A 23738-nucleotide genomic window follows, 5' to 3' on the forward strand; every position below is an offset into this window, starting at 1 on the left:
GGAGGAATTCCATGGCAAAGAAACGAGTAAACCCCGCACCTCAGGGCCGTGAGGAGGCGAACATCAAGTCCTTCCTGGACATGATCGCTCCCTCAGTGGTCAGCTTCATGCCGGACCACTTCATCTGCGGCAACACCTACCGCTGCGTCTGGGCCCTTCGGGAATACCCCACCAGCACGGACGAGCAGGCCATCCTCCGCCACCTGGGAGAAAAGGACGGCATCACCCTGCGGATCTACACCCGGCAGGTCACGCCCGCAGAGGAAAAGCGAATCATCCAGAACGCAGCCAACAAAAACCGCATGAACAGTTCCAACACCAATGACCTGCAGCAGACGGTCACCGCCGAGAGCAACCTGCAGGATGTGGCGACCCTGGTGGCCGCCATGCACCGCAACCGTGAGCCGCTGCTCCACTGTGCGGTCTATATCGAGCTGACCGCCTCGGACTACAACACCCTCAAGCTGCTCCAGACCGATGTGCTGACGGAGCTGGTACGGAGCAAGCTGAATGTCGACAAGCTCCTGCTCCGCCAGCAGCAGGGCTTCCGCTGTGTCAATCCCAGCGGTCACAATGCCTTCGGCGTCCAGTTTGAACGGGTGCTGCCCGCCTCCAGCGTGGCAAATCTCTATCCCTTCAACTACTCCGGCAAACTGGACCCCAAGGGCTTCTACATTGGCAAAGACAAATACGGCAGCAACATTCTGGTGGACTTCGACCAGCGGGACGAGGATAAGACCTCCGCCAACATCCTGATCCTGGGCAACTCCGGTCAGGGCAAATCCTACCTCATGAAGCTGCTTATCCTGAACCTGTTGGAGTCCGGCAAGTCCATCATTTCCCTGGACGCCGAACACGAACAGCAGGAGATGTGCGAGGCGGTGGGCGGCTGCTTCGCCGACCTCATGGCCGGACAGTACATCATCAATGTGCTGGAACCCAAGTGCTGGGATGACGGCGGCGATCCCAATGCCACCGACGCGCCGGAGGCCTTTCGCAAAAGCACCCTGCTGGCCCAGCACATCTCCTTCCTGAAGGACTTCTTCCGGGCCTATAAGGATTTCAGCGACGCGCATATCGATACCATTGAGATCATGCTGTCCAAGCTGTATCAGAAGTTTGGCATCACCGAGCGCACCAACTTCAGCCGGATGCGTCCGGAGGACTATCCCATTCTCTCCGATCTGTACGACCTCATCGAGCAGGAATTCAAAAACTACGATGCCGGTCAGCACCAGCTCTATACTGAAAAGCTCCTGCAGGAGGTGCTGCTTGGCCTGCACTCCATGTGCAAGGGGGCCGACGCCCAGTTCTTCAACGGACACACCAACATCACCTCCAGCCGCTTTCTGGTGTTCGGCGTGAAAAGGATGCTCAGTGCCGCCAAGAATGTCCGCAACGCCATGCTCTTCAATGTGCTGTCCTTCATGTCCGACAAGCTTCTGACCGTGGGCAATACCGTGGCGGCTCTGGACGAGCTGTATATCTGGCTGTCCAACCCCACTGCTATCGAGTACATCCGCAACTGCCTGAAGCGTGTGCGAAAGAAAGAATCCGCCATGCTTCTGGCCAGTCAGAATCTGGAGGACTTTGACCAGGAAGGCGTCCGTGAGATGACAAAGCCCCTGTTCAGCATCCCGCCCCACCAGTTCCTGTTCAACGCCGGCTCCATCGACAAGCGATCCTACATGGATATGCTTCAGCTGGAGGAGTCGGAATACAACCTCATCAAGTTTCCTCAGAGGGGCGTCTGCCTGTATAAGTGCGGCAATGAGCGATACCTGCTGGAGGTTCATGCTCCGTCCTACAAGGAGAAACTCTTCGGATCGGCAGGTGGTCGCTGATGGCTGTGCCTGCGGCAATCGCAAAAGCCGCCGCCATGCTCCTCACCAATGAAAAGACCCGAAAAGGTGTGGGCTGGATTCTGGTGGCAGTCTTTTCACCGGTCATTCTTTTGATCGCCCTGCTCTGCGCCATTGGTTCCGGCGGTTCAGAACACAACAACTATTCGGTGGAGGCGTGCTTCTATGGAGGCGAGTTCTCCGCCGAAGTCCCTGCGGAGTTCCGGTATCACATTGAGGAGATGCGCTCGGCCTTTTCTCTTCTGGACTCGGCGGTGTCCTCTGCCAATGGGCAGATGGACAGCGGCAACAGCCTTGACCCCATCCGTGTCAAGGCTGTTTTTTATGCCCTCTGCTTTGGGGAGGACGCCCCGTCCACACGGGCGGCGAACAGCTTCGTGGGGTGCTTCTACACCACCGAAACCCGAACCCGAACCGTGGAAGTGACTCTGGAGGACGGGACTACCAGTACAGAGGAAGAAGAATATACCGTCGCGGTGCCGATCTCGCTGTACCAAGCATACGCCAATCTGGAAGCCCATCTGGGCAGAGCAATCACGGAGGATGACAAAAGCAACATCGACCACATCTATACCATGATAGCCGGTGCCGTGGGTGGCGGCAGCTACAGCGGCGAGTATCTCCGAGGGGATGGGAGCAGCATTGAGCTGGACATCTCCACCTTCACCGATCCCACCACCAAGAATGCCGCTGACCTTGTGACCTACGCCATCCATGCCTGGGAGTCCGGCTGGGGTTATGTCTGGGGAACCTACGGCAGTGTCCTCACCGATTCGCTCTTCGCCTATAAGTTGGAGCAGTATCCGGATGGCGTTGGTACCTACGCAGACTTCATCCGGGCCAACTGGCTGGGAGGACGGACAACGGACTGCGTCGGTCTCATCAAAGGCTATGGCTGGCTGAATCCCGAAACCCTCACCATTGACTATGCCACCAACGGCATGCCCGACCTGGGAGCAAACCAGATGTACTACTCCGCATCGGTGTCCGGTCCCATTGATACCATGCCGGATACTCCCGGCCTTGCCGTCTGGCACGACGGACACATCGGCGTCTACATCGGAAACGGCGAGGTCATCGAGGCCATGGGCACCAAGTACGGTGTGGTCAAGACCAAGCTGGAAGGCCGCGGCTGGACCCACTGGCTGGAGATCGAATACATCAACTACAACTGAGAAAGGAAGTGCCAATGAAACAAGTGAACCTGACCATCACCTTCGATGAGGAGAAGCTCTCGGCGCTCAAACGCTACATGGGCAAGAAGGAGCTTGACCTGGACCGTGAGATGACGGATGCGCTGGTGAAACTCTATGAAAAATATGTGCCCGCTCCGGTGCGTGAATACATCGACGAGAGCGATGTAAACGCCGCTGCTCCGAACAAGTCCCGCCGCAGCCCGAAGCCTGTCACGCCCAAACCCGCAGAAGAAGTGGAGGCGTCGCAGTGAACAGCAAAGACATCACCCTCTGGATTGACGAGCGTTGGTACGACGCCCTCAGCAAGCATCTGAAAGATGAAACGCTGGAGGAGCATCTGGAGAATGTCCTTGATGAAATGTGCAACCAGCTTCCTCAGCGGGAGTACGAGCGCATCAGCCACGAGCTCTGGGCAGAGCAGCAGGCGGAGAAGGAGGCTCGGGAGGCCACACGGCGCTTCGCCGTTTTCCATGTCACGGAGGGCGGCAGTGCCGACTACTTCCTGACGGAAGAACATATGGAGTTCCTGCAAACTGCCCGACGCCTTCGCAGCTATATCCGCAAGGCAGACGGCGACGCCCCCGCACACTTCACTGAAATGTTTCCCCGTGGAGAGAAACTGTCCCGTGAGCAGTTCGAAACATATGTGTCGGAGCGGCTGGATAACACCGGCAGAGTGGTCGGTGCATTCGACATTGACCTGGACAGCGGCTACCTCGATGCCCTCAACATCATGGACGGCTGGAAGCGATTCCGCATTCAGGATGTCAGCACCGCCGTCTACTTCGCCACGAAGAAAAGCGCCGCGTCACCGGACGAACAGTGGCGCACCTTCCTGGATCGTCTGCAGGGAAAAGAGATCACATACGAAACGGAGCCCCAGTATCTCACCGGTATCCGGACGCTCCACGCAGAGGACATCTCCTTTGCGGAGGATATTATTCAGAACGACAACCTGCTGGAGTTCTACATGGAAGTATCGTTCCATGCGGACGAGGTGTTCGGAACCAACGTCTGTACCACCGAGAACGATGACTGGCTGAACATCTATGCCAACTACGATCTGGATGCCCGCCGTGTCTGTGACACGCTGGAGGTGTATCTGCAGCGGGGCAACGGCGATGAGGAGGCGTTCAAGTATCGCCTCAGCGCCGAGGAACAGGCCCTGCTCCTCCCCAGGATGAACACCTACTGTCAGGAGTACTGGGGCCAAAGTCTGGAGGAGTGCAGTGCGAACTATCTGTCGGAGCAGAGTCCGGCATCCCCGGAGATGCAGATGTAGCGCCGTGTTGCCCCCTGTGGGCCGCTGTGTGCGGCTTTCAGCGGCTGACCGACCGAGTACCCCGCCCTGGGGAAACAGGCGGGGTTTGTGCCGCTTTTCGAGGGAGGTGGAGGCCGACGAAAGGCAAGCAGGAGAAAGGCCCGACGCTCCTTGTGCGCCGAGCCATTCACAACTGCCCGCAGTGCGGGCAGTTTCAGGCTTTTGGATAGGCCGTTCCTTTTGAGCCTAAACAGCAGCAGGAACGCTCCATTTTACGAGAACGCCGCTGTACCAAGGGTTTTACAGCGGTTCCAACAAACAAGGAGGTACTATGGTAAAAGGAAAACAGAAGGTAACTGTATGGATGACCCCATCTGTGAAGGAGCAGATTGAGGACACCTATCGGTCAGATAACTGTAGAACCCAAAGTGAGTTCATCGAAAAAGCAGTGGAATTCTATCTTGGCTATCTGCATACCAAGAACGCCGGCGCCTTTCTGCCCGAAGCACTCTCTGCCATGATGACCGGCACACTGGATTACTATACCGGGCGCATGGGCTCGCTCCTGTTCAAGCAGGGCGTGGATCTCCATGTGCTGGGACAGATCATCGCTTACGACACCGACATCGACGAAGGCGAATACCAGCGCCTGCGCGGAAAAGCCATCCGGGATATGAAGCGCACCAACGGGCGCATCTCCTTCAAGGACGCACTGGACTTCCAGAAGTCGGTGTAACCCATGGCAAAGCTCGTACAGAAAAGCGGCTATATCCAATCGGACAAGGCCGGCGGGTACATGAAGTACATCGCCACCCGTGAAGGCGTGGAGAAGCTGTCCGGAAACGGTCCGGTTACCAAAGGCCAGCGGGAGCTGATCCAAAAGCTGCTCCATGACTTTCCCGATGCTGCGGAGCTGTTCGAGTACGAGGACTACTGCAAGACCCCAACGCTTGGAACTGCCTCCGCATTCATCACCATGGCGCTGGATGCAAACCTTCATGAGATGAACTCAGAGAGCGGATACATGTCCTACATTGCCACCCGTCCTCGTGTGGAGCGTCACGGCGCACACGGCCTGTTCAGCTCCGCTCCGGCAGTTGACCTGAATGCAGCCATGTCCGAGCTGGAGGCCCATGAAGGAAATGTGTGGACCATCATCTACTCCCTGCGCCGGGAAGATGCCGCCCGCCTGGAATACGACAACGCGGATGCGTGGCGCACTCTGCTCATGATGCACACACAGGATCTGGCCAGGGCTATGCGGATACCGGTGGATCACTTCCGCTGGTACGCAGCCTTCCACAATGAGGGACATCACCCCCATATCCACATGATGGTCTGGTCGGACAATCCCAAGGAGGGCTTCCTGACCAGAGAAGGCATTGCGGCCATGCGCTCCAAGCTGACCAACACTATCTTCCGGGATGAGATGAATCAGATCTACGAGCGGAAGGATGTAGCCTACAAAGATCTGGTCGAGACAGCCCAGGACACCATGCGGGAGCTGATCCACAGGATGAATCACCAGCTCTGCGACAACCCCGTCATCGAGGAGCAGATGCGCCAGCTGGTGCAGGCTCTGGAAACCACCACCGGGAAAAAGCAGTATGGCTATTTGAAAAAGCCACTGAAAGCGTTGGTGGACACCATCGTGGATGAGCTGTCCCGACAGCCGGAAGTAGCGCAGTGCTACGAAATCTGGAATCAGATCCGGGACGAGCTGAACGAGTGCTACGGCAGCCGCACACCACGGGAGCATCTCCCGCTCTCCCAGCAGAGGGAGTTTCGCAGAATCAAGAACGACATCATCCGGGAGGCCGAGAACATCCGTCTCGGCCTCCCAACTTTTGAAGATGAAGCACTGCAGGACGAGCCTGAGCCGGAGGAAGCACAGGAGGAACATCGATCCACCAGCGTATACGATCAGGCACAGCGCTACCGTGCCGCCAAATCCGTGCTGCAGGATGTCTATGCGCTGGATGAGGAACACGCGGAAGCGGTTCGGGAGCTGGAGCAGCTCTGGGCAGAGGGATATACGGTGGCAGCCCACCAGCTGGGTAAGTTCTACCGGGACGACCTCTCCACCATGCGGGATCATGAAAAAGCCGAGCGGTGGTTTCGATTGTCCGCAGAGGCCGGAAATGACTTCTCGGAATACGCCCTTGGGAAACTGCTCCTTTCTCAGAAACGCACAGCGGAGGCATTGCGCTGGCTGGATAAGGCTGCCGGGCATGGAAACCAGTTTGCCCAATATCGTTTGGGAAAGCTCTACCTCGCCGGCGAGTCTGTAAAGAAGGATGTGAGAAAAGCTCTGGAGTACCTGACCGCTGCCGCCGAACAGGGAAATTCCTTTGCCCAATATACCCTGGGCAAGCTGTATCTCCTGGGCCGGGATGTGGAGCAGGATCGGGAGCAGGCCAGGGAGTGGTTCACACGCTCAGCCGCCCAGGGCAACCAGTACGCTCAATTCTTCCTCGACCGCTTCGACCAGTTCCGTGATCCGTCCGTGATGCTGGCGGCAACCAAGCTGCTCCATCACATGAGCCGGATCTTCCGGGATAATTCTGTACCGCCTCATAACCCGGCCGGAATCCGCATTGACTCCAAACGGCGCACACGCCTGATGGAGAAACGTATGGCCATAGGCCACAAGGCAGACGATCACGAGGAGCAGGTGTCGTATCAGCAGACCATGTAACAGGAGGGAACCATGTCAACCTATATTCACTTTACAGAAGAGCAAAGGCAGCGTGCCGCCGCTGTGGACTTGGAGGAGTTCCTCCGGTTCCGTGGCGAGAAGCTGATTCCGTCCGGCAGAGAGAAACGGCTGGCCAAGGACCACAGCGTCACCGTCCGCGGAAACGAGTGGTACGACCATGCCGAGGAGAGGGGCGGTCACGCCGTCAGCTTTGTGCAGCGCTTCTACAACCTCAGCTATCCCGAAGCGGTGACCATGCTGCTGGGCGGAGAAGTGGGTACCATCTACCCCTCTGCCGCAGAGCGGGTGGTGGAGCCGCCAAAGCCCTTTGTCCTGCCGCCGGTCCACTCCGATATGCGCAGGGTCTATGCCTATCTGGTGAAGCATCGGAACATTGACCGAAGTGTGGTAGCCCACTTCGCCAGGGAAAGGCTCCTGTACGAAGATGCGAAATACCACAATGCAGTATTTGTGGGCACAGATGAGGAAGGCGTCCCGCGTCACGCCCACAAACGGAGTACCAACAGCTACGGAAAAGCCTTCCGGCTCAATGTGGAGGGCTGCAATCCCCGCTACAGTTTTCACCATATGGGAACAGACGAAAGCCTCTATGTGTTCGAGGCGCCCATCGATATGCTCTCCTACATCACGCTCCATCCGGAGGACTGGCAGCGCCACAGCTATGTGGCCTGCTGCGGCACCTCCATCCAGCCGGTGGCGAAGATGCTGGAGCGGATGCCCCAGATTCACACCGTGCTGCTTTGTCTGGACAACGACGAGGCTGGCCACCTGGCCAACCAGCGCATGATGGCCCAGCTGGAAGCGGACTACACCGTGGAACGGCTCGTTCCGGAGAACAAGGACTGGAACGATGACTTGACTACAGTCAGAGAACAGAAATGCGAGGTGAACACATTATGCCAGAGTTTTGGATAACTCTGTTGGAGCAGCTCAAGGAGTCAAAGGTGGCTCTCCTGATTCTGGCCGGCGCCGGAATGTTTCTTGTCATCGGAGGACTTGCTGCGCTGTCCCACTGCTACACCCTGAGCGGCATCAAGTCCAGGACGGTGGGCGACGGACAGCACGGTACCGCGAGGTGGGCCACCGCAAAGGAGATCAAAAAGATCTATGCCCATGTCCCGTTCCGGGTCAGGGACTGGCGCAGCGGCCACAACCGCCCCGCGGAGCAGGGGCTGGTGCTGGGGTGCAAGGGCAAGAAGGGCGAGCTTACCGCTCTGGTGGACAGCGACGATATCCACTGCCTCATGATCGGCGCTTCCGGCATCGGCAAGACAGCCTATTTCCTCTATCCCAATCTGGAATATGCCTGTGCCAGCGGCATGAGCTGGCTGGCGCTGGACAGCAAGGGCGACCTTGCCCGGAATTACGGAACCATCGCCAAGGAGTGCTATGGGTACAATATCTCTGTTATCGACCTGCGTAATCCCACCCGCTCGGATGGCAACAATCTGCTGACGCTGGTCAACCGGTACATGGATATCGCCCGAAAGGAGCCGGGGAATCTGGCGGCCCGCGCAAAAGCAGAAAAATACGCCAAGATCCTGTCCAAGACCATTGTCAACCCGGACGGCGATGACAGCAACCGTGGGCAAAACGCCTTCTTCTACGATGCCGCCGAAGGTCTGCTCACCTCTGTCATCCTGATGCTGGCTGAGTTCCTGCCGCCCGACGAAGACCATCCCCAGGAGCGCCGACACATCGTCTCCGTGTTCAAGCTGGTGCAGGATCTTCTGGAACCCAGTGGCGTCAAGGGCAAGAGCCACTTCCAGCTTCTGATGGGCAAGCTGCCTCCGGACCACAAGGCGCGGTGGTTCGCCGGAGCCGCCCTCAACAGCGCCGAGCAGGCCATGGCCTCCGTCATGTCCACGGTCCTGTCCCGGCTGAATGCCTTCTTGGACAGCGAACTGGAGCAGATCCTGTGCTTTGACAGCGCCATCGACGCCGAGAAGTTTGCGTCGGAGAGGTCCGCCATCTTCCTGATCCTGCCGGAGGAGGACACCACCAAGAACTTTATGGCCGGTCTGATGATTCAGAATCTCAGCCGGGAGCTGTTTGCCGTGGCCGATGAGAACGGCGGCAAGCTGAAAAACCGGGTGGTGCTGTTCTGCGACGAGTTTGGAACCATGCCGCCCTTTGATATTCTGCCCCTGTTCTCCGCCGGTCGATCTCGCCGGCTGACGCTGGTACCCATCATCCAGTCGTTGGCGCAGCTGGAGAAAAACTACGGCAAGGAAGGCTGCGAAATCATTCAGGACAACTGCCAGGACACCATCTTCGGCGGTTTCGCCCCCAACAGCCAGACTGCGGAAGTCCTGTCCAAAGCCCTGGGCAGCCGCACCGTCCTCTCCGGCTCGGTGAGCCGAGGGAAGAACGATCCCAGCCAGAGCCTGCAGATGATGGAACGGGCACTACTCACCCCTGACGAGCTGAAATCCATCCCCAAGGGCAGCTTCATTGTCATGAAAACCGGTACCCATCCCATGCGGACCCGGCTCCAGCTCTTCCTGAACTGGGGCATCACCTTCGGGGAGCCGTACACTGTGCCGGAGCGGGCAAACCGAGCGGTGGCCTATGCCAATCGTGTGGATCTGGAACGGAATCTTCCGAAGTCTGCCAAGGCAGAGGAAGCAGCGGAACACCGGGGCTATGCGGTGTCCGGACACGGCGGTATGGCGCATGAACCAGTACAGGAGAGAACCCGAAAGCGGGGTAAAAGTATCAAATCCATGGAGGAAGAAAACACATGAGCTACTTTGGAACCATCTACGCCGACACCGAACTGCCCTCCAGAGCAAGGGCAGTTTATATGTACCTGCGGGATCGGTCAGACGCTGAGGGCAAGTGCTGGCCCGGCATCAAGACCATCGCCTCGGACATGAAGCTGTCCCGCTCCACGGTCAAGCGGGCTGTATCCGATTTGGAAAAAGCCGGATATCTGGTCAAAGCCCCCCGATACCGTCCCAACGGCAGCAGTACCTCCAATCTCTATACTGTAAAATAAAGAGAAAGTGGTTTGTACCAAAAAGTTGTACAAACCACTTTTGAAGGAATCGAATTTTTAAAACCTTCCACCAAGGGGAGGCTGCGCTCATGTGCTGGACCCAGGGGCGGTTCATTGTGAACCGCCCAGAAGGACTCACTCTAACTGAGATTTAATGCAGAGAAAGAAACTAACGGAAGAACGGCGGGGACTTGTCGGCAATGCGCTCCCGGCAAGTCCCTGCTTTTCTTCTGCCGGAGAGATTGTGCGTTCGCATAAAATTGCGATACGCTCTTGAAGATAATAGAGATTAGCGGTAAAATATAAGTCAAGTGTGCATTAAGGCCCGTTCTTTGAGAATCACCTTACAAAATATCTGTATTATCTGGAAGAAGGAGAGAGTACATGGCGCTTTCTTATAACCGTATGTGGAAGTTACTTGTAGATAAGAAAATGAGCAAAGCGGATTTGAGAAAAGCCGCAGATATTGCGCCGAATACAATGACAAAGCTACGGCGAGATGAAACGGTAAATCTCGCTATTTTGGGCCGTATATGTGAGACCCTCGACTGTGATTTCGGCGATATTATGGAATATGTAAAAGAATCAAAAAATAGTTCAAACACGCAAACATCTTCAAAGGAGTAGTTGTATATGGCAGAGAGGCAACCGTCCTGGGATAAATATGAAGCCGCTATCCTGTTAGAAGGGATCCTTGCCTCTATGAAAGGCGAGCTCACACGCTCAGACGCAGTTAAGGCAGTATCTCACGATTTAAGAGCAATGGCAGTTCATCGGGGCATAGAAATTGATGCGGTGTATCGTAATACAAACGGAATCTCATTTCAAATGAAAAGCATGGAGTCAGCATATTTGGGACGCACAGTTTTCAAACCGGCTACCAGACTTTTTACAGGGGTTGCAAGTTTGTATCATGACTCCCATGACGAGTATCAAAAATTACTGAAGGAGGCAAGAGCAATGATAATCGATGGAAAAACCGTTAAAGATGATTTCATGCGGTATCTTGCCGAACAAGTGTCTCCTGCCCAGCTTTCTGACTTTTATATTTGTTATTCTGAAATCGAAACCTTTTGCTTGAAAATAAAAGTCCTGCAAAAACCGTTGTTCCAGACAACAGACATCGAAACCATAAAGAAAGTTCAGCGCACAATTGAACAAAATAAATTCTTCAGAATAACCCGCAGAAAGCAGATCAATAAAATTGTTGCTGCAGGGCGATATTACTACAACTACATAAAAGAAGGGCTCTATTCTCGTATTGGCATTGAGGAAACAGCAGTTGAGGAATCCAACACCGCCACTCAGACATTTCAGCCACAACACACACATAATATCGCAAACGATACAATGTCAAAATCTGTTGCGAGTGAACAGTCGGATGAGATAAACAGCAGAAGTTTTTCTCGATACCTGTCGGAAACACTGAAAATGGCCGATGCTACCAGTCGGAGTTATTCTTCGGCAATAAATAATTGTGAGGTGTTTGCAAGAGAACACCAACTGCCTTCTTGGCAACTTTACACTTCTGATCGGCAAGCTGCGCAGGAAACGATTCGCTTACTCTTAAACGATGCGGATTTTTTGAGTTACAATGCGAGGCAGCATAATCGCTTCCGAGCGGCTTTGCAGAAGTTTCTTATGTTCATTGGGGCTGAGCCGCAACAGACTGTTCCTACAAAAGCGGACATAGATTCTGCGAGTCCTTACAGGAATGAAGGTTATGAGCAAGTGCTCAGAGAATATTTCATGAAGGGATTCCGTATGGATTCGCCTCTTGAGATACGCAAATTTAAGAGGTATTACACAGCAACCCATGCCACAGAGCTGACTGACTCTGATGATGACATCAGCAACAAAATCAAGCAACTATGCATTCTTTACGAGGGGAAAGCCTTTCTCCCAGATGTCATGTTGAGCGAAGATCGAAAGGAAGAACTGCTGGATTACATCGAGAGCGCCTTTGCAGACGGGAAAGCAGCTATTTATTATCAAGCGATTTTTGCCGAATTTTCTGATGTGTTCTTGGACTACCATATTCACGATGCCGATATGCTGAAAGCGTACTTGACCTCTATCGGAAACGGAAGATTTTTCATCAACAGAAGTTTTATATCGAAAACGCCCGATGTCAGCATGGACCCGCTATCGGAAGTTCGCTCTTGCTTGCAAAACTTTGGAAGACCGGCGACTTATGATGAGCTTTTTGCTGCACTGCCGCATCTTCCACAGAGTAAAATAAAGTTGATCCTTGCCAGCAATGTTGAATTCGTCAACAATGGCCGCAGCGAATACTTCCACGAAAGTATTGTCCATTTGTCTGATGAAGAATTGGATGGAATTGCTGAAATCATCCAGAGGACCATTGACGAAAGGGATTTCATTGGTGGTAATGAGCTTTATGATGCAATCCGGGCAAAATATCCCTATATCATAGAGGAAAATCACACCCTCTCCGTGTATGGGTTCCGGGATGCACTAAAGGCAAAATTAGGTGATAAATTTTCGTTCAAAGGAAATATCATCAGCCGCTCGGGTCAGGAAATCTCGATGGTGGATGTGTTTGCAAAATATGCAAGAAGTCATGATAGTTTCACGCTGTCTGAGCTTCAGGGATTGGCGGATAGCCTCGCTACGACCATATACTTTGATACCGTTTACGAAAACAGCCTGAGAATCAGCCGGGATCAATTTGTATCGAAAGCAGCGGCCCAGTTCCCCGTTGCTGACATAGATGAGGTGCTGGACCGAATCTGTACGGAAAAGTATATTCCCTTGCCGGAAGTAACGAACTTTGGCGCACTCCCCTATGTGGGATTTCCCTGGAACAGCTTCTTGTTGGAACATTATGTGGCAAGTTACAGTCAGAAATATCTGCTCCTACATAGCAGCTTTAATGGAACTGAATGCGCCGGTGCAATTGTGAAGCGTTCCGCAGGCATCGGCAGCTTTGATGACTTGATCATTGACCTGCTGGCCAACAACAATCAAATAGAGATGAAAAAAGCCCCCGTGCTTCAATATCTGAGTGACAATGGATATCTTGCCCGCCGTAGATACTCAGAAATAGAATCGCTCATTATCAGAGCAAAAGCACAGAGGCAAAGGAAGGACACCGACTAATATGTACTCATATACCTGGGATGCCGAGACGGGCGGACTGCTGCTGAACAGCTCACCGCTTTCCTTCAGTAAGGAACCTCGTCCGGTGTATTACAAAGAACTGGATATTCTTGGATTTGACCGGTATTGGAATTATGCAAAGAATGACTCCTACCCCTATATGTGGGCGGAAGCCAACAATTATTTCTACCGGGGACGGCAGGTTGCCAAGACCAAAGGCGGCAGTCTTTATACCCCACCTGAAATTGTGATTATGGACGAGCCAGAGCCCGATGGACAACCTCTCCGCTTTGTTGATATTCCCGCTATGGTCGAAAAGAACCGGGATTTGTTGGAGAAACTGGCCGCAGAAACAATAAAGAAAATATACAACATTTATGTTGAATACATGGATCGGGTCGATGTCTTCTATGTGGCGTTCAGTGGCGGCAAGGATAGTGTAGTAGCCCTCGATCTGGTGCAGCGTGCTTTGCCGCACAATAAATTCAAAGTGCTATTTGGCGATACGGGAATGGAATTCCCGGATACATATAAAATAGTCGAAGAGATTGAACAGCACTGTAAAGACGCAAAGATTGAATTTTTAAGAGCAAAGTCTGACTTCGACCCGAAAGTCACATGGAGGGAATTTGGACCGCCAGCGCAGACGATGCGATGGTGTTGTAGTGTGCATAAAACTGCGCCTCAAATCATCTTACTGAGAGAGTATACCAATAATCCTCATTTTAGGGGAATGGCCTTCACAGGAATCCGAGGAGATGAAAGTGCTTCTCGAAGTGAATACGAAGGTATTAGTCACGGAGAGAAAGTTCGTGGACAATATAGCTGCCACCCAATCCTTGAATGGAACTCCGCCGAATTGTTTTCCTATATCTATGAGAGACAACTCTTGATAAATGATGCCTATAAAAAAGGAAATAGCCGTGCAGGATGTCTTGTGTGCCCGTTAGCCACATCGAAAAATATGTATTTTAAGGAACAAGCATACAGCTTTAGTGATGAGGGATATCGGACAACCACAACATTCAATAACATTATTCTGGAAACAACCTCCAAAGAGTTGTCTAATCCGAGCGCCGTCAAGGAGTTTATGGACATTGGTGGATGGAAAGCACGAAGAAGTGGAAAAGAATTATCATTCGCCAAAAGTTATACAAATGAATCATTTGAACAAGGTGTACTTACAATTCAAGTATCCCGTATAGAAACTGATTGGAAGCAGTGGATTAAAACAATTGGCAATGTAACCTTTCTGGAGAATGGTAATGTCGAAGTGCTTTGCAGAGATAAGTTGTATCACATTGAGATTGCCGAAAATACCAACGGACTAACTGCTACAGTTGTGATAGGGAAAAATACCCAGAAAGACATTTATTTTATGTCAGAATTGAAGACTGTGTTCAGAAAAACCGCATATTGCATTGGCTGTAGAGTATGCGAGGCGAATTGTCCGCATGGGTTTATTTCTATGAAGGATGGCCATGTAACAATCGATGACCGATGCGTAAAATGCAAAAAATGTCACGATGTATTCCATGGTTGCTTAGTAGCCAACTCGTTGCGATTGCCGAAAGGAGAAAAGAAAATGGGGAGCATTGACAGGTATGGAAATATGGGCATTGAACTCGATTGGGTTAGATCGTATTTCAAATTAAAGGATGAATTTTGGACTTCTCCTCACAGCCTTGGAACCAACATGGTTAAAAATCTCAAGAGCTTCTTGAACGATGCCGAAGTTACTGCTAAATCTAAATTTGCACCCTTTGGTAAAGTTATTGATAATATTGGAATAGAGAATTCCGACGCTTGGGCATTGATTCTTTGCAATTTGACATACACATCGGAGTTTAATTGGTGGGTCAAAAACATTGATTTTTCCACAACGCACACCCCTGATACCATTTATGCAATGCTGGATGACTCAATGAGTAAAAATTCTCGTTCACACATTGTCTCCGCATATAAAAACATCCTGATTTCTATTCCTCAATTAAGCAATGAAATCGGCCTGGGTGTCTGTGACTACACGCTAAAAAACGGAAAGCGTTTTTGGAATAGCGTGGTTCGCATCCCCTGGGAAAATCCGAATCCGCTTGTCATTCTTTACAGCTTATATAAATTTGCAGAGGCTTGCGGGGATTACCACCAGTTTACATTGTCCCGCCTCTTAAACCATGACCTCGAAAGTGACGGTGTTAGTCCTACTGAGATTTTTGGTCTTGACCGCAATCAGATGGAAAAGATTTTGAATGGTTTGACTATCAACTATCCAGATTTCCTCAACGCCAGCTTTACACTGGACCTGGATAATATCACTCTCAACAGCGAAAAGACATCTCAGGATGTGCTGAATCTGTTCTAAGGAGGAAGATGCTATGCCGATGTTGGAAAAATACCGTCATTATTTCAATATTGATCCGGATTATTTCCCCGCCGTGAACGAGGCGGTCATCACGAAGAACCCGGAAGTGTGGAAAAAATTCTTCCCCCACGAGACCTTCGTGAAACTTCTGAAGAACACGGTCAGCGTCCTGGAGCGCAAGCAGAAGCTCTGTCTATGGGTGGAAGGTGCCTACGGAACCGGTAAATCCCATGCCGTTCACACGCTCAAAAAGCTGCTGGATTCCAGCGAAGAAGAAACCCGTGAATACTTCCAGAGACATAAAATGGACAACGACCTGTACAACCGCTTCCAGGCCGTGAAGTCCAGCGGTCGTATCTTGACCGTTCACCGCTATGGTTCCGCTTCTATCCGCAGCGACCATAATCTTGTCTTTGCCATCCAGGAAAGCATTGAAAAGGCGCTTGTTGATGCCGGAATTGAAAACAAGGGCGGGAATGCGCTGAAGGATGCTACCATTGCATGGCTCTCTGACAAGGATAACAAAAACTACTTCAACGGACTGATCACTGGCACTTACTCTGACCTCTTTGGCGGAGATGACGCCGATACGGTGATTGAGAAGTTGCACACCTTCTCCGGCGAGGCGCTGGCAAGGATTATGGACAATATCTTCAAGGTAGCCGATGAGCGTCAGGTAAAAGCTCTGTCGCTGAGCGTGACCGATTTGGGCAACTGGATTCGTGAGGTCATCCGGGCAAACAGTTTGAAGGCGATTGTCTTTATGTGGGACGAGTTTACCGAATATTTCTACAACAACGCCCGCAATCTCACCGGATTTCAGGAGCTTTGTGAAATCAGCGAAACCGATCCCTTCTATTTTGTGCTGGTGACCCATGTGACCCAGGGCCTGTTCCATGAGCGCGACCAGGACTTCATCAAGCTGAACGGACGCTTTGTCAGTCCGCACAGTTTAATCAGCCTGCCTGAAAATATTGCATTCCAACTCATGGGTGCAGCCATGGAGAAGAATAAGGACGAAGTTGTTTTGGCAGATTGGGAGGTAGCCCTTGGCGACCTGACTGATAGAACACAGGCATCCCGTAAGCTGGTGAAGTCGGTGGCTCGGATCACCGACAAAGAGATGATCGATATTCTCCCGATACATCCCTATGCCGCCCTGCTTCTCAAGCATATTTCCTCTGCGTTTGATTCCAACCAGCGCAGTATGTTTGACTTTATTAAAAATGACCGTGGCGATGAAATCAAGGGGTTCCAGTGGTTTATTGACAATTTCGGGCCAGAGGACGACAACCCGCTGCTTTCCGTCGATATGCTTTGGGAATTCTTCTATGATAAGGGAAAAGAATATCTATCGCATGATATTCGCTCTATTCTGGACTATTACAATCGTGCTGGGAATCAGCGCCTTGATTCTGACCAAAAACGTGTACTCAAAACGGTTCTTCTGTTGCAGGCAATTTCTCAATATGCCGGCGACTCTGTTGAGCTGTTTATTCCCAACGAAAAGAACCTTGACAACGCTTTTGAAGGGACTGATATGGAAGGCTCCGCAGCGAGATGTGCGGATCAGCTTGTTCGAGAAAAGGTGTTGTTCTCCAAGTCCCTTGGCGGTGGAAAATTCCAGTATGCTGCTTACAACCATGAAAACGAAATTGATGTAACACCTTTTGAGGAACAGATCGACCGCAAGAGCACCTCGGCTTTTATCACAGAGGAACTTGCTGACAGAACTCGTATCGTGGATGCAATCAGCCTTGGTGGAGCTTTGAAGCTTCGCTATGAACTGCGCTATGTTTCGTCTTCCGACTTTGATTCTACAATCAAGCAGCTTCGCAACACGGAAGAAAAGTATGCAAATAAGATCGTTGCTGTTGTATGCTTTGCGAAAGATGATGCAGAAAGTGTGGTTCTGGGCAAGAAAATACATGACGCCCTTGCTGCTGGCACCTACAACATGATTTTCATTGATGCCAGCCGTACTCCGTTTGGTGCGGATGGCTATGGCGTGTATCGTCACGATATGGCGTTATCTATGTCCCAGCAAGGAAAAGACCCTGCATTAGTTACTCAATATGCCAACAATGCAAAAGATTCTCTGAAGAAATGGAAAACCCGCATTGCAGGCGGTGAGTTTATGGTTCACACCGCAGATAAGCCGGATGGGGAACGTGCTACTACGCTGGACGCTCTGTACGGCCTTCTTGCAGAAATCAACAAGAAAAAGTTCGTGTCCTGCCTTGAGGGCTCTTACAATGTCATTGCCAATATGTATACACCGAGCAGCTTGAAGCAAGGTGTTGAGTGCGCATTCAATGAGAAAACAGCTGGTACCTTCCTGTCCGGCAGTCCCGCCACAAAGTTGGAAATCGCTCTTGACGGCGCATGGAAGGTTCCCGAATACTGGCTTTCCAAGCCTCATCTCTTGATTTCCAAAATCAAGCTGTGTGTTGATGAAATTGTAAACGATGGCTTCCAGAACGGTGGTGGCCGTGTATCTATCAAGCAAATCTATGACGTTTTGAAGGCGGCACCTTATGGTTTTATGCCCTGTAATCTGTCTGCATTTATTATGGGCTTTGTGCTGAAGGAATACGCCTCTGGGACATATAGCTGGAGCGATGGGCTTACCAACGACATTTTGAATGTTGGCAAACTCAAGGAAATGATTGACGAAGTTATTCGCCTTGAAATCACGCCGAATCCTCGCTATAAGGATAAATATATCGTTGCGATGACCCCCGCAGAGAAGGCTTTTAACGAAATTACTTCTGTGGCATTTGGGATTCCGCTTAATATGTGTACTTCGGTTCCAAACACCAGAGAACGCATCCGCAACAAGATGAAGGAATTCTCCTTCCCGATTTGGACTTTGAAGTATATTCTGGACAAAGAATCGCTTCAGACGGAAACCTCCGTGTTGTCCGAAATCATTGATTCTTTTTGTGGAATTGCCAACAGCAATAACATGGGTACAGCGAAGAGCGATAGCGATATTGCCATGGCAATCGGAAATCTTGCCCTTTCCAATCCAGATGCCGCAAAAGATTTGCAAACGATTTTGACCAAGGAAAAGTGTACCCAGGGTATGGCTGCCTACCTTGAAACCTTTGAAAATGGTACGCTTGTCTCTCTTGCTAAAACAGTTGGCGATGGCGGTCAATACCTCAATGTTCTCCGCAGGAAGTTTGATGCGGATGCGGCGAATTGGGTTTGGAATGTCGAAACCGCACAGCAGAAAATCCGTGAGGTTATTCTGGAGTATCAAATCATTGTAGAAAGCAATAAGATTATCTCCAAAAGCATCTCCTATGATGCGACCATACGGGAGTGGTGTGACAAGTGCGGATATATTCGCATCTCCTATGCAGCTGCAAAAAATTATCTTGATGAACTTGGGCCATTCCTCGGAATGCTCTATAACCTGAAAAAAGCAGGAACGCTGCTGGATTCCCAGAAGCAGTCTTTCCTGGAACTTGTTCAGGCAAACGGAAGCGCATTCCGCAACTTCTACAACAACCAGGTTGATCTGTTCAACCGTGTGTGCGGATACTATCTTGATGGGCTTTCAGAAGACGAAATCAAGGATGTGTTTGACACGATGCCTGCTGGCTCATTCACCTACGAAAAAGCAGACTATCTGAATCAGGTTGAAGCGAAGGTTGGGGCCTATAAGGAAGGCCAGAAAAACACACAGTTAAAGAAACTGTGGAGAGAGAAAACTGGGACTGACTCTCCTCGTGACTGGTCGAAAAAACACAAGATGCCTATTCTGTGTCTTATCCCTGACAACGAGGTTGCAAAAGCAAAAGCTGCATTTGGAGCTGTCAACCGTGCCAAAGCGGATGAACAGGCAATCGACCGTGCCATGGAATATTTTGCGTCTGCAAAATTCTTTGACCTTCTGGATGATAGTGCCGCTTTGGACAAAGCGTTTAGAGACAGTATCATCGGAAACTATGCGGTTATGCTTCTAAATATTCAGGAAGTGAAAGATTACCTTGACTCTCACATCACAGCAGAGCCGTTTGAGTGGTTCGGCCTTCCCGAAATTGAAAAGAAGCTTCGTCAAATGGCAGAGGCGAAATATAACCAGGGTGGTTGTGAACGTGCCCTCGCCAAGATCGATGAGATGGATATTGCTGATGTGAAGAAGTATCTAAAGGACCTCATTCGGGATAACATGGTTGTTGGCATGGAGATTATCAAAGGGAACTGAGGAGGTGCAAAATGACCATCCAAGAAGTCATTAAAAAAATTGACCGCTATCTGAAGAAAGATAATGTCGAGCCTCTTATCGTAGATGTTCAAAACAAGGCAGATTTGGAAGCCATCATGCTCCACTATCAATTGCCCCAAAATGTCTTTCTTTGTGCCTCTGATGCGGCGTTTTGCAAACCTGATGAATTCCCTGTCATCCCCAACATTCTTGAACGCCTTGCTCATGAGAATACCAACTTTTTTGTCAGTGAGATCACGAGCTTCCTCAAGTTAAAAGGCGAAAAGGCCTTGGTGCAAGAATTAAAAGAACTTCTATCTATGAGCACTGAGGGCCATGCAGTTATCCTCACCTTTCAATGTGTGGAATACTTGCATACCCTTATTAAAAATGACAGGCGCCTTGATAGCAGAATTTGCGTTTTAGAGGGGATACCATCCGCTCGTCCTAAGCTGATTTTTACCGCAGAGGGCATTCAACCTACGGACGCAAGTGCGCTGGTAAAAGGGCTTCGAGGCATGGCCAAGGCGGTGGAATCAGCCGCAGCAGAGATTCTATACATCGAGACTGCAAAAAGCAAGGATCAGTATCCGTTTTCGCTCTATACGATCTCAGATTTGAAGAATCCTTATGAAGTATTGTGTCATTTGGACGCAATGACATCTGTACTGCCAGAAAGTTACGGAGATGAAGAGAACTGGCAGTATGCTTTGACAGAGTTTCGGAAATATTCTTCTTGGCAACAGTTGATTTCCGCCCAAATAGGGAGCGTCAACAATTTGGATATTGTTATCTCTACTTACAAACAAAAAGCTTCTAACAAGAAATGGCTTTGGTTGTACTTTATCGGGCTCAAACTGTTCCATGCGGGAAACAACTCCTACTTCAACAAGGCAATAGAAACGGCTACTTCCCCATCCGGGCTGATTCACAGCTTGTATCGTACTATCTTAGAGGAAGATCCGACCGACAAAGACTTTATTTCCCAATATAGACAAAGAAAAGACCTTTTGAATTCCATTGAAAACCCACTTGATGAGGTCAGTGGATTTTGCAAGATAGTCCAAAGCAAGGGGAAATATGCGCTCTGCTACCTGACAGACAATACCCTTCAGGAAAAGGAGCTTATTTTCAAGCTGTTGGATAGATACAGTGAGGACTTCGGGAGAGCAGAACTTCTTGATATATTGGAGCGAATTTATCCTGATCTTCGGGCGTATCTGACAGCGTACCATTTCAAAAGTGAACTGCTTGATAACTATTTCCAGGAGTACAAATATCAGAAGGTTGTCAATAAGATTTTCCCGGACTTCATGACACTTGTCGAAAAGCAAGCAGTCGATCGGGATTATAACAGAATTCTCCCGCCACGCAGTTCTGTGATAGAAGGAATTGATGTAACGGATACCCAGACTTATTTTACAGATGCAATGGGCGTGGAGTATCTTGGCTATATCATGTCCAGATGTCATGCACTTAAACTCATGGCGAAAGTTACTGTGTGCAGATGTGAGCTTCCATCCATCACCAGTCGGAACAAGGAATTTTGGGATGTCCTATCCACAGATCGATTCCCCATCATCTCTGTTGATAAGATAGATAAAATCAAGCATCACGGTGAGGAAGGCTATGATTATAGTCGAGAGGATCGTAAGCTCCCGATTCATTTGATTCGTGAACTGGAGCTGATTGATGAACTCCTGAAGAAAATCAAAACAAACCTCACAAACGGCGACTATCAAAAGGCCATCTTAATTGCAGACCATGGTGCCAGTCGGCTTGCTGTAATTCACGGAACCGAAAATCTATGGGAAATGCAATCAAGCGGGAAGCACTCTGGGAGATGTTGTCCGAAAAGTGAGGTCGATGAGAGGCCGGACAGTGCCACGGATGCGGAAGATTTCTGGGCGCTTGCCAATTATGACCGTTTTAAGGGAAGCCGGAAAGCGAATGTTGAGGTTCATGGCGGCGCAACATTGGAGGAAGTTACCGTACCGATTATCGAGATTTCGTATCTTAACGATGCCGTTGAAGTTAAAATAATGCCGATTGATTCAACTGCAACATTTACGGGTATCCCCGAAATTTTCGTTAGTTTCCGCAAGAAAGCTGCCATTAAAGTATTTTCTACGGAAAAGTTGGTGGATGTCAGCGTCGTAATAGACGGTCATACCTACGAAGCAAAACCGACTGCTGATAATTTCTATGTTGTTGAGGAAATGACTGAAATTCGTCGTGCCAAGACATACAGCGTAGATGTATTTGCCGGTGGAATGCCTGTTGCCACTGGCCTGCCACTTCGAGTGAAAAAAGAAAGCGGCAGCGAAAAGAACATTCTGTAAGGAGGGATACTCGTGACCGAAAAACTTCGGGATTGTTTCGATGAAATGGTCGTCTACAAGGATTTGAAGAAAAGCAACTTCTTTTCTGCGTTAGGTCTGCCATCGTTTTTGAGAGACTGGCTGCTCAAAAAGTTTGCTGATGATGAAGGTAATCTGGACATAGACGAACTTACGGATTTTATCCGCACCTATCTTCCGAATAAAGAAGAATGGGTCAGAATCAAAGATAGAATCATTAACGATAACGAGCGTGTCAAACTCCTGACCAAGATTTCTGTCGATATAAGCATAAAAACCGGAGAAATCACCTTTTCATTGCCCGACTTCGGTTTGACAAATAAAGAAACCATGATTGATGTGTCTACATGGGATCAGTATCGTGGAGAGCTTATCAGTGGGCAGGAGGTCTGGGGTGTGGTCGAGCTCGGCTATCGACCCCCGGATGACACTGCGAAGCCTAAAATTCCAGGGAAAATTCGCCTTACTGGATTTACAAATTTCTGCCCTTATACTATTGACCTTGATTATTACAAGGATGTTCGGAATGAATTTACAACTTCCGAGTGGATTGATGTGCTGTTAGGGGCCATAGATTACAATGCGGGCGGGTATGAAAGTGAGGAACAAAAGCTTTCCATGCTGACACGCATTCTTCCCTTTGTGGAGAAACGCCTCAATCTGATAGAGCTTGCACCCAAAGGAACTGGCAAGTCCTATGTATTTGGCCATGTGAGTAAATATGGTCTTCTAACAGATGGCGGAAAGGTAACTCGGGCAAAAATGTTTTATGATACCGCTCGGAAGACTCCCGGCTTTGTTACCGGCCACGACTTTATCGCAATAGATGAGGTAAAGTTGGTGCAGTTTGGCGATGTGAACGAAATGCGCTCTATCATGCAGGGATATATGGAGTATGGACAGTTTAACATCGGTGGCTACGAGGGGAAATCTGATGCAGGCATCATCTTCCTGGGTAACATCGCACAGGATAATATGGATGAGTGGCAGAATATGTTCTCCGAGCTGCCCTCACTATTTCAAGAAAGTGCATTGGTAGACCGAATCCATGGTTTCATCAAGGGTTGGGATATACCAAGAATGAATGATGATTTGAAGCTGTCCGGCTGGGCGTTAAATTCAGAATACTTCTGCACCATTTTGCACGAGCTTCGCAATGATGTGAGTTATAGAGCGATTGTTGATCAAATTATTGATGTTCCTGATAGGGCAGATACCCGTGACACGGAGGCCGTAAAGCGCATTGCAACAGCATATTTGAAGCTGTTGTTCCCGAATGTGCGGAGCGCACGGGACATCAATCCAAAGGGATTCCAGCAATATTGCCTTCGTCCTGCTGTCCGTATGCGTAAAATCATCAAACGGCAGCTTGGGATTCTCGATGTGGAGTTCAAGGGTAAGGATGTGCCTTCTTTCTCGCTGAAGGAGATTCCTTATGAAAATTGATTGTATCATCTGCGGTAAAAATAATCTTAACAAGAACACCATCGGTATTAACAAAAAACTATTGGGCGAAGACATGGAGAATTTCTACTGTATGGATTGCCTTGCCGAATATCTTGGGTGTACTGTTGAGGAATTGCTTGATAAAATCGAGGAGTTCAAAGAGGAAGGCTGTAAATTATTTGAATGAGG

Annotated in this window: 16 protein-coding genes; all 16 read left to right on the plus strand. The window is 50.1% G+C overall.

What is annotated here, in order from left to right; all coding sequences use genetic code 11:
- The first annotated feature begins 11 nt into the window (after positions 1-11).
- The 16 genes from B5F54_RS09600 (at position 12) to B5F54_RS09675 (ending at position 23736) form a co-directional block, all read left to right on the plus strand.
- Positions 12-1844, plus strand: a complete 1833-nt coding sequence (locus B5F54_RS09600) for a VirB4 family type IV secretion system protein (protein WP_071430750.1) — start codon at positions 12-14, stop codon at positions 1842-1844.
- Entirely contained in the window at positions 1844-3037 is a 1194-nt protein-coding gene (locus B5F54_RS09605; protein WP_087233696.1) for a hypothetical protein, read from the plus strand. The genes B5F54_RS09600 and B5F54_RS09605 overlap by 1 nt, the downstream gene beginning before the upstream one ends.
- Positions 3038-3051: 14 nt before the next feature.
- The gene (locus tag B5F54_RS09610; protein WP_071430746.1) at positions 3052-3309 is read left to right on the plus strand and encodes a DUF6103 family protein; all 258 of its coding nucleotides are present in this window, start codon (positions 3052-3054) and stop codon (positions 3307-3309) included.
- A complete protein-coding gene (locus B5F54_RS09615; RefSeq protein ID WP_071430744.1) occupies positions 3306-4340 on the plus strand; it encodes a hypothetical protein in 1035 nt (344 codons plus the stop codon). Before B5F54_RS09610 ends, B5F54_RS09615 begins: the two co-directional genes overlap by 4 nt.
- 310 nt (positions 4341-4650) lie before the next feature.
- Positions 4651-5055: a hypothetical protein gene (locus B5F54_RS09620; protein ID WP_071430742.1), complete on the plus strand. Its 405-nt coding sequence runs from the start codon at positions 4651-4653 to the stop codon at positions 5053-5055.
- Between the two features lie 3 nt (positions 5056-5058).
- The gene (gene mobP3, locus B5F54_RS09625; protein WP_071430740.1) at positions 5059-7017 is read left to right on the plus strand and encodes a MobP3 family relaxase; all 1959 of its coding nucleotides are present in this window, start codon (positions 5059-5061) and stop codon (positions 7015-7017) included.
- A 12-nt stretch (positions 7018-7029) separates the two neighbouring features.
- Positions 7030-7953 (plus strand): DUF3991 and toprim domain-containing protein, encoded by a 924-nt coding sequence (locus tag B5F54_RS09630; protein WP_071430738.1) that lies wholly within the window; start codon positions 7030-7032, stop codon positions 7951-7953.
- The gene (locus tag B5F54_RS09635) at positions 7935-9785 is read left to right on the plus strand and encodes a type IV secretory system conjugative DNA transfer family protein (protein ID WP_071430737.1); all 1851 of its coding nucleotides are present in this window, start codon (positions 7935-7937) and stop codon (positions 9783-9785) included. The genes B5F54_RS09630 and B5F54_RS09635 overlap by 19 nt, the downstream gene beginning before the upstream one ends.
- Positions 9782-10039: a helix-turn-helix domain-containing protein gene (locus B5F54_RS09640; RefSeq protein ID WP_071430735.1), complete on the plus strand. Its 258-nt coding sequence runs from the start codon at positions 9782-9784 to the stop codon at positions 10037-10039. The genes B5F54_RS09635 and B5F54_RS09640 overlap by 4 nt, the downstream gene beginning before the upstream one ends.
- A gap of 384 nt (positions 10040-10423) precedes the next feature.
- The gene (locus B5F54_RS09645; RefSeq protein ID WP_071430733.1) at positions 10424-10666 is read left to right on the plus strand and encodes a helix-turn-helix domain-containing protein; all 243 of its coding nucleotides are present in this window, start codon (positions 10424-10426) and stop codon (positions 10664-10666) included.
- 6 nt (positions 10667-10672) lie between these two features.
- A complete protein-coding gene (locus B5F54_RS09650; protein WP_087233699.1) occupies positions 10673-13162 on the plus strand; it encodes a hypothetical protein in 2490 nt (829 codons plus the stop codon).
- A gap of 1 nt (position 13163) precedes the next feature.
- Positions 13164-15524 carry a phosphoadenosine phosphosulfate reductase domain-containing protein gene (locus tag B5F54_RS09655; RefSeq protein WP_071430729.1) on the plus strand — a complete coding sequence of 787 codons (2361 nt, stop codon included), beginning with the start codon at positions 13164-13166 and terminating at the stop codon, positions 15522-15524.
- Between the two features lie 13 nt (positions 15525-15537).
- Entirely contained in the window at positions 15538-19743 is a 4206-nt protein-coding gene (locus B5F54_RS09660; protein WP_087233702.1) for a hypothetical protein, read from the plus strand.
- 11 nt (positions 19744-19754) lie between these two features.
- Complete coding sequence (gene pglZ / locus B5F54_RS09665) at positions 19755-22085, plus strand: BREX-4 system phosphatase PglZ (RefSeq protein WP_071430725.1); 2331 nt, start codon at positions 19755-19757, stop codon at positions 22083-22085.
- Between the two features lie 12 nt (positions 22086-22097).
- A complete protein-coding gene (gene brxL / locus B5F54_RS09670; protein WP_076944459.1) occupies positions 22098-23549 on the plus strand; it encodes a BREX system Lon protease-like protein BrxL in 1452 nt (483 codons plus the stop codon).
- Positions 23539-23736: a hypothetical protein gene (locus B5F54_RS09675; RefSeq protein ID WP_071430723.1), complete on the plus strand. Its 198-nt coding sequence runs from the start codon at positions 23539-23541 to the stop codon at positions 23734-23736. The genes brxL and B5F54_RS09675 overlap by 11 nt, the downstream gene beginning before the upstream one ends.
- Positions 23737-23738 lie beyond the last annotated feature (2 nt).

This window comes from Anaeromassilibacillus sp. An250 (assembly GCF_002159845.1).
In the GTDB taxonomy this organism is placed as follows: Bacteria; Bacillota; Clostridia; order Oscillospirales; family Acutalibacteraceae; genus Anaeromassilibacillus; species Anaeromassilibacillus stercoravium.

What these genes read in the sequence shown, in the direction of transcription:
- B5F54_RS09605 (WP_087233696.1), top strand. Translation starts at nt 1,844, where the DNA reads ATGGCTGTGCCTGCGGCAATCGCAAAAGCCGCCGCCATGCTCCTCACC.
- B5F54_RS09640 (WP_071430735.1), top strand. Translation starts at nt 9,782, where the DNA reads ATGAGCTACTTTGGAACCATCTACGCCGACACCGAACTGCCCTCCAGA.
- B5F54_RS09645 (WP_071430733.1), top strand. Translation starts at nt 10,424, where the DNA reads ATGGCGCTTTCTTATAACCGTATGTGGAAGTTACTTGTAGATAAGAAA.
- B5F54_RS09620 (WP_071430742.1), top strand. Translation starts at nt 4,651, where the DNA reads ATGGTAAAAGGAAAACAGAAGGTAACTGTATGGATGACCCCATCTGTG.
- B5F54_RS09660 (WP_087233702.1), top strand. Translation starts at nt 15,538, where the DNA reads ATGCCGATGTTGGAAAAATACCGTCATTATTTCAATATTGATCCGGAT.
- mobP3 (WP_071430740.1), top strand. Translation starts at nt 5,059, where the DNA reads ATGGCAAAGCTCGTACAGAAAAGCGGCTATATCCAATCGGACAAGGCC.
- pglZ (WP_071430725.1), top strand. Translation starts at nt 19,755, where the DNA reads ATGACCATCCAAGAAGTCATTAAAAAAATTGACCGCTATCTGAAGAAA.
- B5F54_RS09675 (WP_071430723.1), top strand. Translation starts at nt 23,539, where the DNA reads ATGAAAATTGATTGTATCATCTGCGGTAAAAATAATCTTAACAAGAAC.
- B5F54_RS09635 (WP_071430737.1), top strand. Translation starts at nt 7,935, where the DNA reads ATGCCAGAGTTTTGGATAACTCTGTTGGAGCAGCTCAAGGAGTCAAAG.
- B5F54_RS09650 (WP_087233699.1), top strand. Translation starts at nt 10,673, where the DNA reads ATGGCAGAGAGGCAACCGTCCTGGGATAAATATGAAGCCGCTATCCTG.
- B5F54_RS09610 (WP_071430746.1), top strand. Translation starts at nt 3,052, where the DNA reads ATGAAACAAGTGAACCTGACCATCACCTTCGATGAGGAGAAGCTCTCG.
- B5F54_RS09600 (WP_071430750.1), top strand. Translation starts at nt 12, where the DNA reads ATGGCAAAGAAACGAGTAAACCCCGCACCTCAGGGCCGTGAGGAGGCG.
- B5F54_RS09655 (WP_071430729.1), top strand. Translation starts at nt 13,164, where the DNA reads ATGTACTCATATACCTGGGATGCCGAGACGGGCGGACTGCTGCTGAAC.
- B5F54_RS09630 (WP_071430738.1), top strand. Translation starts at nt 7,030, where the DNA reads ATGTCAACCTATATTCACTTTACAGAAGAGCAAAGGCAGCGTGCCGCC.